We start from the raw sequence: 14823 nt of genomic DNA on the forward strand, positions 1-14823 counted from the left end.
GTCATTTCAAAGTTGAAGCCGCCAGTCCATCGATAAGACGGACCGAGCAGGCATGTTGTGCACTTATGGCGTTAACTTGCGCCGTTAACTTGTCGCAGTGCTTCTTTGTGTGGTTTGCCAAGCGTCGGCAACCACAACGGCGGAATCTGCTGGCGCTAACATCTCAGCCTCTAAAATCATATCCGCGGCGCGCTCAGCCAACATGATGGTCGGAGCGTTTAAATTACCGTTCGGGATAGTCGGGAAAATAGAAGAATCCACCACTCGTAAATTCTGCAATCCATGCACGCGGGTTTCAGGATCCACCACCGCCATCGCATCTGTGCCCATCTTGCACGAGCAAGAAGGATGATAAGCACTCTCAACCGATTGGCGCACAAAGGCATCGATTTGCTCATCGGTTTGCACTTGTGTGCCGGGTTGAATTTCTTCACCGCGATACTCATCGAATGGCGCTTGATTGATGATCTCACGGGTTAAACGCACGCAGGCTCTAAAGCCTTCAATATCATCGGGATGCTGTAAATAATTGAACTGGATCTTAGGTGGCGCTTTAGGATCTGCCGACACTAAGGTCACGGCACCACGGCTTTTAGGCTTGTTATGGCCCACATGCACCTGAAAACCATGCCCCGCAAAAGCTTCTTTACCATCGTAACGCATAGCCGCAGGTAAAAAGTGGTACTGCAAATCTGGCCACTCGAGACCCGCTTTTGAGCGAATAAAACCACAGGATTCAAAGTGATTCGTGGCCCCTAGACCAGACTTATCTAAGATCCACCGAGCACCGATTAAGAACTTGCTGAATGGATCTAACTTGCCATTGAGTGAAATCGGTTTAAGGCATTTGAATTGGAAATAAAACTCTAAATGATCCTGTAAATTCTGACCAACACCGGGCAACTCATGTTGTAACTCGACCCCTGCATCGGCCAATACTTGGGGATCGCCAATGCCTGATAATTGCAGCAAATGCGGCGAACCTATTGATCCAGCAGCTAAAATCACTTCTTTATTACAACGAATATCTTCAACTTTACCTTTATGTTCGATGCGAACGCCAACAGCCGTTTGTCCTTCCAATAACACTTTATGCACTAAAGCGTGGGTCACAACCGTGAGGTTACGTCTAGCCATCGCTGGGCGTAAATAGGCATTGGCGGTTGACCAGCGTACGCCTTTTTTGACCGTCATATGCATGGGACCAAAACCTTCTTGCTGCGCCGCATTATAATCGGCGGTCGATAAATACCCCGCCGCGATGCCCGCATCCACAAAGGCTTGGTACAAGGGGTTTTGCATCTGATTGCCGTTATTCACCCCTAACGGCCCTGACTCACCGCGATACTCATCACCACCAAAGGCCCAGGTTTCCGCCTTTTTAAAGTACGGCAAACAATGGCTGTAATCCCAGTTGGTCGCCCCTTGCGCCTGCCACTCATCAAAGTCCCTGGCATGACCACGGACATACACCATGCCGTTGATCGACGATGAACCGCCAAGCACCTTGCCCCGAGGACAATGCATCTTGCGATTATCTAAATACGGCTCAGGCTGCGTCTCAAACTGCCAAGCATATTTAGGGCTGTTCATCGGAATTGATAACGCCGTCGGCATTTGAATAAAGATACTCTTATCACTGCCTCCGGTTTCTAATAACAGCACTTCGTTTTTAGGATCCTTTGACAAGCGATTGGCGAGCACACAACCCGCTGAGCCTGCGCCAACTATGATGTAGTTATAATATTTTTGCTCTAATGACTGAGTCAAAATGCCTCCTTAAAATGGGCTTTCTAAGGGCTGCAGACCCACATAAACGGCTTTAATTTGGGTGTAATGCTTGAGTGTCTCGCTACCGTTTTCACGGCCAATACCCGACAACTTATAGCCACCCACAGGCATTTCGGCTGGCGAGGCGCCATAAGCATTGATCCAGCAAATACCCGCTTGTAACTGATGAATAACCCGATGTGCACGGCTGATATCTTGGGTAAACACCCCAGCGGCTAAGCCCATGGCGGTATTGTTTGCCCGAGCAATCACTTCGGCTTCCTCTTTAAAGGTGAGTACCGACATCACAGGGCCAAAGATTTCCTCTTTACAGATGCGCATCTCGTCGGTGCAATGGGTGAAAATCGTCGGGGCAACAAAGTAACCATTGGGAGCATTTTCCGGCGTTAGTGCTGTGCCTCCGGTGAGCAGAGTTGCGCCGTCATCGATACCTTGCTGAATATAATCGAGTACTTTTTGCTGGTGGTCTTTGGAGATCAAGGCGCCAAAGTTAGTCTCTGGCGCCATAGGATCGCCCACCACAATATTAGTTTGAGTACGCATAAGCAGTTTTTCGATAAAGCGTGCATAAACCGACTCATGGACAAACACCCGCGTCCCATTAGTACAGACTTCACCTTGGGTATAGAAGTTACCGAGCATGGCACCTGAAACGGCATTATCGATATCGGCATCGTCAAATACGATAAGCGGTGATTTACCACCGAGTTCCATAGTGACGTCTTTTAATGAACTTGCCGCCGCGGCCATGACTTTCTTGCCAGTACCGACTTCGCCCGTGAAGGACACTTTGGCAATATCCGGATGTCCCGTTAACCAAGCGCCAACCTTGCCGTCACCCATCACGACGTTAAATACGCCATCGGGCAGACCCGCCTCACTAAAGAGTTGCGCCAATTTCAGTGCGCCAAGCGGCGTTTCTTCCGAAGGTTTAAAAATCATCACATTGCCGCTGGCTAAGGCAGGTGCGGCCTTCCAACAGGCGATTTGCAATGGATAATTCCACGCGCCAATGCCAGCACAAATACCTAAGGGCTCGCGGCGGGTATAATAAAAATCCCCACCGACTTGCTGCTGCGCGCCTTCAAGCCCTGGGGCAATATGGGCAAAAAATTCGATAGCATCTGCGCCTGTGACCACATCAACCACTGAGGCTTCTTGCCAAGGTTTACCTGTGTCGCACACTTCGATTGCCGCGAGTTCATCATTACGGGCGCGCAATAATGCGACCGCGTTTAACAGAATACGGCTGCGTTCAGTGGCACTCATGGCAGACCAAATCGCAAAGCCTTTTTTGGCGCTTTCGATGGCCGCTTGCTGAATTTTTTCATCGGCCACTTGCACTCGATACGCCAATTGCCCTGTGGCAGGATTGACGACGTCGAAGGTTTCGCCGCTATCGTTTGCGAGCAACTGACCCGCAATAAAGTTGTACTGTACTTCTACTGACATGTATTGACTCCATGCTGCTTTATCACATTGTGGATAAAGGTTTTGCATAATTTTTCGGCCTGAACAAAATCCTGCTCAGGGGTTTCACTTAAGGCGCTGCGTAACCAAAATCCATCGATCATCGCCGCCGTTTGCTCAGCAGCCATCAGGGCAAACTCTTTGGGCAACACGTGCCGAAAGGAAAAATGTAAGTTGCTGTATAAGCGGCGACTATTGATATTCTGCAAACGGGCTAACTGGGGATCGTGGACGGCCTGTGCCCAAAAACTCAGCCAAGTGTGAGTGACATTTCGTGAGCGCTGTAACTCGGTAAAATTCGCTTCAACTATCATCATTAAGCGCTCTGTTGGCGCCAACACTTGTCCTTGGATTCGATTGAGCAACGCCTGCTTTAACTGCTCGAGCAAGTGGCGCAGCGTCGCTTGGATTAAGCCCTGCTTACCACTGAAATAATGACTGATGATCCCCGACGACATCCCCGCCAACTGACTAATGCTGTTGATAGTCGTGTGCTGCAATCCATGCAAGGCAACCGATGCTAATGTCGCATCGATAAGCTGCTGTCTGCGTATCAATTTCATTGCGGCTTTAGGCATAAACACTCAAGGAATAACCACTCTCTCAATACTCTGAACGACGTTAATTGAACGTTCAATTAACAATCATGATAATGATTAGTGATGTAACTATCAACCTAAAATAGCACAGTGACAAAGCTCACAGGTTAGTTATGTAAAAAAGAATTAATGTGTAAAAACAAGATAAATGTATAGATTTCTTTGACTTGCGGCCCTACCACAACCACAGCAGCACACACAAATTAATATTAGACATCAAACTAATTAGCTGAAGATAGTGCTACGAATGAGAGTATTAATGAGGTTTGACCTCTGTTAGATTTAACAATTGAGCCGTGAAATGTTGGATTAAAAGACGGGGCAAAAATGCGATAAAAAGACCAGTAAAAGATATTCAAAAATGATGCATCACAAGGGGCGCTAACAACGCTAAAAAAACCATACCGTACGCCGACACTGATACCCGTCATAAAAGTCCGAAGTTTAGTTACCGGGTTCCAACTTTAGTGGGAAATTGGCCCCAGATAAGCGCTGAACTCGATCAAGCTCACACTTTCACTACCTCCAAATTGGTAGCTTGAACACCAGAAACGAAAACAAATTTATCTTTGCAAATTAATAGGTGGATTTTATGGCTGCTAAATTTTTTATTCCTTCTGTCAACGTATTAGGCCAAGGCGCTGTGGATGACGCTATCGGTGACATCAAAACCTTAGGCTTTAAGCACGCACTCATAGTGACAGACAAACCCTTAGTCAACATTGGCTTAGTCGGTGAAGTGGCCGAAAAACTCGGTCAAAATGGCATTACCTCCACCATTTATGATGGCGTACAACCTAACCCAACCGTGACCAACGTCGAAGCCGGTTTAGCCCTGTTAAAAGCCAACCAGTGTGACTTTGTGATTTCACTCGGCGGCGGCTCCCCCCATGATTGCGCCAAAGGTATCGCCCTTGTTGCCACCAATGGCGGCAGCATTAAGGATTACGAAGGGTTAGATCAATCTGCAAAACCACAGTTGCCATTAGTGGCCATTAATACGACGGCAGGTACTGCCAGTGAAATGACGCGCTTCTGTATCATTACCGACGAAGCCCGCCACATTAAAATGGCGATTGTCGATAAACACACTACGCCTTTGCTGTCGGTCAATGACCCTGAGCTCATGCTGAAAAAACCTGCGAGCCTCACGGCCGCAACCGGTATGGATGCACTCACTCACGCGGTTGAAGCCTATGTGTCTATTGCAGCCAATCCGATCACCGACGCCTGTGCGATCAAGGCCATAGAATTGATTCAGGCTAACTTAGTCAACGCGGTGGAAAATGGTCAAGATATCAACGCCCGTGAGCAAATGGCCTACGCCCAGTTTCTAGCGGGTATGGCCTTTAACAATGCCAGCTTAGGTTATGTGCATGCGATGGCGCATCAGTTAGGCGGTTTCTACGATCTGCCCCACGGTGTGTGTAACGCCCTGCTGCTGCCCCATGTGCAGGAATACAATGCTCAGGTCGTCCCTGCTCGCTTAAAAGACATTGCTAAGGCTATGGGTGTGGATGTGTCCAACATGACCGATGAGCAAGGTGCCAGTGCGGCGATAGCGGCAATCAAAAAACTGTCTGTGGCAGTTAAGATCCCAGAAAACCTGACCTTATTAGGCGTGAAAGCGGAAGATATTCCAACACTTGCGGATAACGCGTTAAAAGATGCCTGTGGATTCACCAATCCAAAACAAGCGACCCATGCGGAAATCTGTCAGATCTTCACTAATGCGCTGTAGTTGCGCGCTGTAATCGCCATACTTTATCAATCGCAAGTTATCGCACAGCAATCGTGCGCTAACTTGCTGGATAACGACTGATTGCCCTGCTAGTGCATAAACACGACTTCATCCTCCAATGAATGCGTTTTAGGCTCCAATAGTGCACAGAATATCACTGCACTATTGGGGCCTTTTTTCTACCAGTATCGACAAGGTTGCGATCTTAAAAACTGAGCAACAAAAACCAACATAAAACTCAGTGTCTATGCACCTTTGCACTGACAAAACACTCACAAATCTGCATATTCAAGAAGAAAGGATCTGAACCTCAAATATTCATAGCAAAATGATATAAAAAACGTGATCTCTGTGGGTTACAGACTGTTACAGATCCGATAAGATGGCCCCAGTTCGCTTTTTCCCTGCAAAAGATGAAGCCAGCTGAGAGGCCCGTTCTAACGAATGGGCCTCTGTCCATTCTAGCTTCTGCGTTTTCGCTGCGACCACTGCAACCACTTATACTGCCACTTAATCGTATTACGCCCACCAAAGCTTAATTAATCAATTTATTCCGCTGTTTGCTCTTTTTATCACTTACACTCAATAAGACTTACTGACGACCAAGTTGTTGCTTTATTAATCAGTAATTCAGCAAAAGCGAAACTTCACCCAAAACTGAGATCTAGCACAAAGTTATTGGCATAAAACTCATGCTAAATAGAGACATGACAGATTAAGTAAATGGTTAATTTTCATGCAGTAACTATCCTTCTCCGTCAAAAAACATCAAGGCTAAATAGACTTAATTAATGATTGACCGAATTCAAAAACGATGCCTATGATGGCAACAATATCCTCGAACAGGTAGGTACGCTATGACTGCAATCACCCATGTATATAACTACACAGTTAGATGTCCACATTACAAAGATCCTGAACATCCCGTTACTTGGTTAAATCATATTGAAATGAACCAGTCCTGTGAAATCGCGTTAAATCGCATCACTAAGTGGCACGAGCTTTCTGGGGATAAGTCCTTCGAAACAAATAAGTTTGTGGTTCGCAAAGCCGAAAATGAAGATGCCTACTTCTCAATGCAGAGTGACAGACTCAAAAATGACGGCCATGCCTTAGTCACCTTTAAAATCTTTTTAGATGATTGCTGTGACGATGCCGCACCGGAAGAAATCATGCAGCACCTGATTGAAGACTATCAACAACGCTTAGCCAAACTCGAATAATCTTTGCAGTATTATTTAGCGACCTTAGACGCCAGTGCGCAAAACGCCACTGGCGTTTTTATTTACTGAATTCATAAAATTTAAACTCCGATGCATTTCGCCCCATCTGCTCCACACCTCTTGCTCAAACTTGCCTAAACTTGCCTAAAGACATTACGACAGCGGCTCGGCAGATACTGGTGCCATAGCGTGATTCAGCTCAAGATCTGTTATATTGTCCCGAATGTTATTTGGCACTGTAGAAATGACAGGGCCCAGTAAATTGAGTTATGAACTTAAATTGAGGATTAGCATCACAATGAATAAAGCGACGCTCATTATTATTCCTTTATTACTCGCTACATCCGCCTGTGCGGATTTAAAGGACGCAGGCCGTGCCATTGGCACAACCACTAAAGATGTCACCACTGAGATAGGCCACGCGACTCGAGACACCACCAAAGCCATAGGTCATGCCTCGCGGGATGCCGTCAAATCGGTAAAAGAAGATTTAACCAAAGACTAATCACAGTGACGCCTAGGCGTCACTGTCTGTTTTAAGTATCTTATCTATTCAAACGTCACGCATTTTAAGCTCCGCGCCCACTAAGCCGCATTCGCCCGAATACCATGGGGCACAGGTAATCCTTGGGCATTCACATGCACAAACACCATCTTATCTATGCTCACCACCGGCGCCTGCGTCATCTTATTGCGCACTTGGCAGCTTACGGTAATCGAACTGTGGCCGAGGCTCACCAGCTCCAGACCAAACTCGATCACATCACCTTGATGCGCTGGCGTCATAAAGTTGATTTCAGAAATCAGCTTAGTCACATGGCTGGTGCTCTTCATCTGGCAGGCAGCAAAAATAGCGGCCTCCTCGTCTATCCAACTGAGCAACTGACCGCCAAACAGTGTATTTGCTGGATTTAAATGTTCAGGTTTAACTAAACGGCGACTGTAATATTTCATGGCGGTGACCTCAATGTGAATGCCAACAATCAGCTTTAATACGCTATAACTTTCCACATTATTCAGAGCATTTTCCAGGCCACAATTGATAGCCATTAAATAACAATAAGATAGCAATAAGCTGCTGTAAAATAATCCGATTATTGCACCAAGTCGTATCAGAGTTGCACCATATTAATCAGCGCAATAGTGAACCAATAAGCAAAAAAATAGCGACTCATAGAGTCGCCAAGCTAAGGCAAGCAAAAACTTACTGGGTAGGAAGTTAAGTCACAAAATTTGACTTAAAAACCCGTACAGCACATGTAGGCGAACTGCACGGGGGACAAGAGCTGCAAAGCAGCTAAACACAGGCTTACGGGTAACACTCTTTCATACTCGACTCGATATTTAAGCTGCAAGGTAGGTAACTCATCACAGTCCGCCCTTGCCCTCTATTTCGAGTTTTTAACCACGCCTCACCACACATCGGCATAAGGCGTGCTGAGGAGTGATCCACAATCACAATGGATCATCCTAAGCGCTGCTTACTGCTTAAAACTGCTCTTCTTCGGTAGAACCTGTCAGTGCGGTCACTGATGAATGGCCACCTTGAATAACAGTAGTCACTTGGTCGAAATAACCTGTGCCCACTTCCTGTTGATGCGCGACGAAGGTGTAACCTTTCTTCGCTGCAGCAAACTCAACTTCTTGAACTTTTTCAACATAATGCTTCATGCCTTCGCCACGAGCATAGTCGTAAGCGAGGTCGAACATGTTGTACCACATGTTGTGAATGCCGGCTAAAGTGATGAACTGGTACTTGTAGCCCATGTCTGACAATGCTTGTTGGAAGCGCGCGATAGTGGCGTCGTCCAGATTTTTCTTCCAGTTGAACGAAGGCGAACAGTTATACGCCAACAGTTGATCTGGGTATTGAGCATGAATCGCTTCAGCAAAAATCCGCGCTTCTTCAAGATCCGGTTTAGCGGTTTCACACCAAATCAAATCTGCATACGGGGCGTAAGCTAGACCGCGAGAAATCGCTTGGTCAAGACCCGCTTTAACACGGTAGAAACCTTCATTGGTGCGCTCGCCAGTCACGAAATCACGGTCGTATGGGTCGCAATCTGAAGTTAACAAATCGGCCGCGTTAGCATCGGTACGGGCGATAACCAGTGTATCGACACCGCTCACATCCGCCGCTAAACGTGCAGCAACCAGCTTTTGTACCGCTTCTTGGGTTGGCACTAATACTTTGCCGCCCATGTGGCCACATTTCTTCACTGAAGCTAACTGATCTTCAAAGTGAACGCCGGCAGCGCCCGCGTCGATCATCGACTTCATCAGTTCGAAGGCATTTAATACGCCGCCAAAACCCGCTTCTGCGTCAGCAATAATTGGCAGGAAGTAATCAACAAATTTTTCATCTTCTGGATTAACGCCATTGCCCCATTGAATTTGGTCAGCACGACGGAAAGAGTTATTGATACGGGATACCACAGCTGGCACAGAGTTGGCTGGGTATAAAGATTGATCTGGGTACATAGTGCCGGCTAAGTTAGCATCGGCAGCCACTTGCCAACCAGAAAGGTAAATCGCTTCGATACCCGCTTTCGCCTGTTGTACCGCTTGACCGCCCGTTAACGCACCGAGCGAATTCACGTAGCCTTTTTTAGCGCCGCCATTCACCAGTTCCCATAACTTAGCCGCACCACGCTTGGCGATAGTATTCTCAGGCACGATTGAACCGCGAAGTGCAACCACTTCTTCCGCGGTGTAAGGACGACGCACGTTTTTCCAACGTGGGTTTTCTGCCCAATCTCTCTTGATTGCATCAATCTGCTCTTGACGTGAATTCTGAGTCGTTGCCTTAGTCATAGTGTCGCTCCTTTCTCTTTGATGTTGTAGCTATCATGAAACTGCCCCCCAGTTTCACTCTGCTAAATTGTTTGGTTGACGGTAGCCCCGCCACAGCTAAATCTGATTGATATAAAACGGTTCAAGCAAATGGGTTCATCCTAGGCAGTCAGCATTTCGTAACCGGGTAAGGTTAAGAAATCGACCAGCTCGTCGGAGGTGGTAATGTCTTCGAGCAATACCGCCGCTTGGGTGAATTTGCCATGGGTGAATCTGTCGCTACCCACTTCTTTTTTCACGTTCGACAGCTCTTCAACCAACATGTCTTTAAAGAGTTGCTTGGTCACGAGTTTGCCGTTTGACAGCGACTTACCGTGTTGGATCCATTGCCAAATTGAGGCTCTAGAAATCTCTGCCGTAGCTGCATCTTCCATTAAGCCGTAAATAGGTACGCAACCGTTGCCGCTGATCCACGCCTCTAAATACTGCAGTGCGATACGAATGTTCAGACGCATCCCCTGTTCAGTGCGCTCACCATCGCAAGTTTTAAGCAGTTCGCTAGCCAGGATTGGCGCGTCTACATCACGGGTGATATGTAATTGATTACAGTGATCTTGACCTATGTATTCGTTGAAAATACCCATAGCGGTATCGGCAAGACCAGGGTGTGCCACCCAAGTGCCATCGTGGCCGTTACGCGCCTCGAGCTCTTTATCTCGACGAACTCGCTGCAATACCGCTTCGTTCTGAACCGGATCTTTGGCTGGAATAAAGGCCGCCATGCCGCCCATCGCTAACGCACCGCGTTTGTGGCAGGTCTTAATCAAGAGTCTTGAATAAGCGCTTAAGAAAGGCGTATCCATAGTGACGGCTTGGCGATCCGGTAAGACTCGGTCGCTATGGCGCTTTAATGTTTTGATATAGCTGAAGATGTAATCCCAGCGACCACAGTTCAGCGCGACGATATTGGAACGTAGTTCATAGAGAATTTCGTCCATTTCGAACACGGCAGGCAAAGTCTCAATCAAGCAAGTACATTTAATCGTGCCCGCTTGCAGACAAAACCTTTCCTCAACAAAAGCAAACACTTTTGCCCACCAGCGCGCTTCAATATGACTTTCTAACTTAGGAATATAAAAATATGGACCACTGCCCTTGGCCAAAAGTTGGCGATAGTTGTGGTAGAAATACAGTGCGAAATCAAACAGTGAGCCAGGAATCGCTTTGCCATTAAACTGCACGTGTTTTTCTTTAAGGTGCAGACCACGAACGCGGCAAATAAGCACTGCCGGATTTGGCCCTAATTTATAGTGCTTACCCGTGTCCGGCGCTGTGTACTCAATATCACCACGCACGGCATCGCGTAGGTTGATTTGACCTTCGACAACTTTTTCCCAGCTCGGTGCTAAGGAATCTTCAAAGTCGGCCATAAACACTTTGGCATTGGCGTTGAGCGCGTTAATCACCATCTTACGTTCAACGGGACCAGTGATTTCTACGCGGCGGTCAAGCAAGTCATCGGGAATACCGCGAATTTGCCATGCACCATCACGAATAGCGCGGGTTTCAGGCAGAAAGTCGGGTAATGCTCCTTTATCGATACGCGCTTGCTTATCTTTACGTTTAGCGAGTAAGGCGGGTACTTCGTCGGCAAATTCACGACAAAGGGATTCGAGTAAGGCGACAGCCCCTTCGGTAAAGATGACTTCTTGGCCTGGAATGTCACGACCCACAATATTAAGCGTGGCATTTGCTGTAGCTTTACCCTGTGTCGAATTCAATTGCTGTTCACTCAAAGTGTGTTCCGTCATCTTGATGCCCTCCCAAGAGGCTCCACTATCACAGGCTTAACGCTGACATATAAAGCAGTAGCATCCCCAATCACTACGGCTTATAAACTCACCAAAAAACCATCAAATGTTTGTTTCGAACTAAAACTTACCGACAAACGTTTGTATTTGCAACAGTCCAAGATTGACAAAAACGAGCATTAGCCTTAGTAAAATCCATGCTGGAATTGGTCTGACCAAGCACACAAATCAAATCTAAACACTTAATTAAAAAAGGATTAAACATTTGGATCACATTTAGTAATCCAAGCTAAATGTAATTTGTCAGACAACTTTACCAACTAATACGCAACGTAATTATTTACGTAATTAAATAACTAAAAGTAAACTTATAAATACAGTATTTTTATCCTATTAGGCCTAAGTAGAAAATACTCGATGTTTTGAACTAACCTAGAGGGAAGCAAGCTAAATCCATATAAATCATGATGATAATGACTGCGACCATCACCAATAATTTAAACGGCCGTTTCATTTTGACGTTTACGTAAACGCAATAACGACCGAATGTAATACCAGCTAAACGCTAGGTTGCGTTTCCCGATCAACAAGGTGGGATGTGATGGTTAACTCAAAAAATAAATCACTTTTTTATAAAAAAAATGAAACAAATTTGAAATTACAACGGGATGGAGCGTAAAACCGCCCTTTTATAACGTTTCTCTCTTGCTAGAACCCATTACTGGTTTGCTCATAAAGATGTTTTTTGCAGCATTCATTGGCAGCACTGCACAATTCGACAATAAATGCTGAAACATTTGTTGCCAACTCAAATGCAAATCATTACTATTCGCGACCTATTTATTTGGGGGAACCATTAATGAAACCATTTCGTTTGTCGCTAACTGCACTCGCCTGCCTTTCTGTTTTATCGCAAACCGCACACGCCGAAGCCAACTCGACATCAGCAAATGCTGAAGCCAACGTTGAGCGCATCACGGTTTATGGCAGACAGAACTCAGTAGTGAAGAATTCAGGGCTGGCGACTAAATCCGACATGTCTCTTATGGAAACCCCAGCAGCAGTAGTGATTGTTGACCAAGAGCTGATCGAAACCCAAGGTACAGATAATCTGCAGGACTTGATCCGTAACATCAGTGGCGTGACTCAAGCGGGAAATAACTATGGCATTGGTGACAACATAGTCATCCGTGGTTTAGGCGCAAATTACACCTATGACGGTATGTATGGCGGTGCAGGCCTAGGTAATACCTTCAACCCTACGCGCTCTTTAACCAACGTTGAATCCGTTGAAGTATTAAAAGGCCCAGCGACTGGACTCTATGGCATGGGAAGTGCTGGCGGCGTGATCAATCTGATTGAAAAGAAACCGCAGTTTGAGTCAAAGCATAAGTTCAGCGCCGAAATGGGCCAATGGGACACCTACTCCCTTGCTCTGGATAGCACGGGCGGCCTGAGTGATGATGTCGCCTACCGTTTAGTGGCTAAATCTGGCCGCAATGATGGGTATCGCGATATAGGTACAGACAGAGACGAAATCTATGGCGCCTTAAAATGGGTATTAAGTGATAGCCAAGATTTAATGCTTTCAGGTGCTTACATAAAAGATGCTATTGCCGTTGATTCAATTGGTCACCCGATTCGGATTTACAATGCAGAATCTGTCGGCGGTAAGAGCGCGGGCGAGGTCACGTGGCAAGATCTGGTTAATGATCCCAACGGTAATGGTCTACAACTCACCGATGCACAGCGTCAGCAGTTAGCGGCCTCGTTGTCGGGCGCTGACGGCTTAACACCCTATTCGTTTGGTGATGTAGGGCTGATTTCACCCATGGCGAAGGACAATGAGGGTGAAGAGTTAAGATTTAAACTGACCCATAATATCTATTTCACTGACAATTTGTTCCTCAATCAACAATTGCAGTATCGCGACTACACGTCAGGTTTCGCCCGCCAAACTGGCGCCTATAACTACGTCTATTGGAAGCGTAACATCAAGATTAAAAACGTTCTTACCGACGTGATTAACGAAGAGCCTAGATCGCCATTAGTTGAAAATGGCGTACTTTATCCTTTTGCCGCAAGACGTCAGGAATACCGTAAAGTCGATGCCGACGAAACGTCGTGGCAGTACTTTGCCGATCTACGTTATGACTTCCAAATCGGCAATATAGACAATGAATTATTGGTCAATGCCAACTATGAAGACCGTAATATTCGTTTCCAGCAATATTCTATCTTCGATGCCGATCAAATCTATAAAAACAAGGATGGAGAAATCACTTATCAAGGTTCCCTGCCTTATATTTACGACATCCGTAATCCTAACTGGGGTACAGGCAAGTTTGAGGACTATGACCCACTCAAGACTGCGAACTATGACAAAAAAGTCAGCGCTTGGGGTTTAGGCGTACAACACGTGGGATATTTAGGACATGGCTTCACCACACGTGTAGGTGTCGCATTTAACGAGATAAAACAAAGTTATGAACACTTAGGCCTTGATCCTCGCTACAGCATTAGCCAATCCCAAGCGACTCCAGAGGCCGATACCACAGATAACGGCATGACCTATAACTTAGGCTTGACCTACATGCCAATAGAGGATTTGTCATTCTTTATCAATCACTCAAAGGGACGCACCGCCTACAGTGTGCTCGATGCAGTAAAAGATAATGCTACCAACCGAGATGATTCAGAATCGATTAGCAATGATTTAGGTATGCGCTTTAAGGCATTTGAGGATCAATTACTGGGCTCACTGGTATTGTTTAAAAGCTCGCGCACTAATGTCGCCTATAACAATCCTGATTATACCAATGGCATATTAACACCTAACATCCCAGTGTATTTGTACAATGGCAGCGAAGACACTCAAGGTATTGAACTCGATCTTAATGCATATATTAATGAGGAGTGGCGCCTTAACCTCAACGGCATGTATCAAGATGCGAATGACAAACAGAATCCTAAGGATGGAGATAACTATGAAAACCAGCAAAAAGGTGTGCCTTATGTCAGCGCCAGTGCTTGGGTTACCTACGGCGCGAATTGGTTTGCGCTACAGAGTCCAATCGAATTAAGCCTAGGAGCAAAATACGTTGGCGATCGCAGCACGCACTCTAGCTCATTTGGTATTCCAGACGGTTATGTACCTAGCTATACTGTCGTCGACTCGGCGGTGAGTTACAGCACTGATTCTTGGAAAATCCAGCTTAATATCAATAATCTATTCAATAAAGACTATTACAGTAAAGCGATGTTCTTAGGTGGTATGCCGGGTGAAGAACGCAACGTCAAACTGCAATACAGCTATAGTTTTTGAGCGCTAAATAGTTTTTAAGCGCTAAACTGCAGCGCGAAAGTGGATATGTTTCCAACAAAAAAGAGAGCAT

General features: G+C 46.2%; 10 protein-coding genes. 4 read left to right on the forward strand and 6 right to left on the reverse strand.

Annotated features, from left to right (window positions below):
* Nucleotides 1–84: 84 nt before the first annotated feature.
* From betA to betI, 3 genes are read right to left on the reverse strand one after another with little or no spacing between them, the layout of a single operon-like run.
* Nucleotides 85–1770 carry a choline dehydrogenase gene (gene betA / locus Q4Q49_RS07470; RefSeq protein ID WP_311999017.1) on the reverse strand — a complete coding sequence of 562 codons (1686 nt, stop codon included), beginning with the start codon at nucleotides 1768–1770 and terminating at the stop codon, nucleotides 85–87.
* Between the two features lie 9 nt (nucleotides 1771–1779).
* Nucleotides 1780–3243 (reverse strand): betaine-aldehyde dehydrogenase, encoded by a 1464-nt coding sequence (gene betB / locus Q4Q49_RS07475; RefSeq protein WP_311999018.1) that lies wholly within the window; start codon nucleotides 3241–3243, stop codon nucleotides 1780–1782.
* The gene (gene betI, locus Q4Q49_RS07480) at nucleotides 3234–3839 is read right to left on the reverse strand and encodes a transcriptional regulator BetI (RefSeq protein ID WP_063882696.1); all 606 of its coding nucleotides are present in this window, start codon (nucleotides 3837–3839) and stop codon (nucleotides 3234–3236) included. Before betI ends, betB begins: the two co-directional genes overlap by 10 nt.
* A 613-nt stretch (nucleotides 3840–4452) precedes the next feature.
* Between betI and yiaY the strand changes: the two genes are divergently transcribed.
* From yiaY to Q4Q49_RS07495, 3 genes are all read left to right on the forward strand, one after another.
* Nucleotides 4453–5601, forward strand: a complete 1149-nt coding sequence (gene yiaY / locus Q4Q49_RS07485) for an L-threonine dehydrogenase (RefSeq protein WP_311999019.1) — start codon at nucleotides 4453–4455, stop codon at nucleotides 5599–5601.
* 857 nt (nucleotides 5602–6458) lie between these two features.
* Nucleotides 6459–6824 (forward strand): hypothetical protein, encoded by a 366-nt coding sequence (locus tag Q4Q49_RS07490; protein WP_006080845.1) that lies wholly within the window; start codon nucleotides 6459–6461, stop codon nucleotides 6822–6824.
* A 298-nt stretch (nucleotides 6825–7122) separates the two neighbouring features.
* Nucleotides 7123–7329, forward strand: coding sequence for a hypothetical protein (locus Q4Q49_RS07495; RefSeq protein ID WP_006080844.1), 207 nt, complete (start codon nucleotides 7123–7125; stop codon nucleotides 7327–7329).
* Between the two features lie 80 nt (nucleotides 7330–7409).
* Here Q4Q49_RS07495 and Q4Q49_RS07500 read toward each other — a convergent pair whose 3' ends face one another.
* From Q4Q49_RS07500 to aceB, 3 genes are all read right to left on the reverse strand, one after another.
* Nucleotides 7410–7778 (reverse strand): acyl-CoA thioesterase, encoded by a 369-nt coding sequence (locus Q4Q49_RS07500; RefSeq protein ID WP_006080843.1) that lies wholly within the window; start codon nucleotides 7776–7778, stop codon nucleotides 7410–7412.
* Between the two features lie 534 nt (nucleotides 7779–8312).
* Nucleotides 8313–9638 (reverse strand): isocitrate lyase, encoded by a 1326-nt coding sequence (gene aceA / locus Q4Q49_RS07505; protein WP_107404095.1) that lies wholly within the window; start codon nucleotides 9636–9638, stop codon nucleotides 8313–8315.
* Nucleotides 9639–9778: 140 nt separating this feature from the next.
* A complete protein-coding gene (gene aceB / locus Q4Q49_RS07510; protein ID WP_311999020.1) occupies nucleotides 9779–11428 on the reverse strand; it encodes a malate synthase A in 1650 nt (549 codons plus the stop codon).
* Between the two features lie 859 nt (nucleotides 11429–12287).
* Between aceB and Q4Q49_RS07515 the strand changes: the two genes are divergently transcribed.
* A complete protein-coding gene (locus Q4Q49_RS07515) occupies nucleotides 12288–14753 on the forward strand; it encodes a TonB-dependent receptor domain-containing protein (protein ID WP_311999021.1) in 2466 nt (821 codons plus the stop codon).
* The last annotated feature ends 70 nt before the right edge of the window (nucleotides 14754–14823 follow it).

The organism is Shewanella sp. SP1S1-7 (assembly GCF_031932105.1).
In the GTDB taxonomy this organism is placed as follows: domain Bacteria; phylum Pseudomonadota; class Gammaproteobacteria; order Enterobacterales; family Shewanellaceae; genus Shewanella; species Shewanella baltica.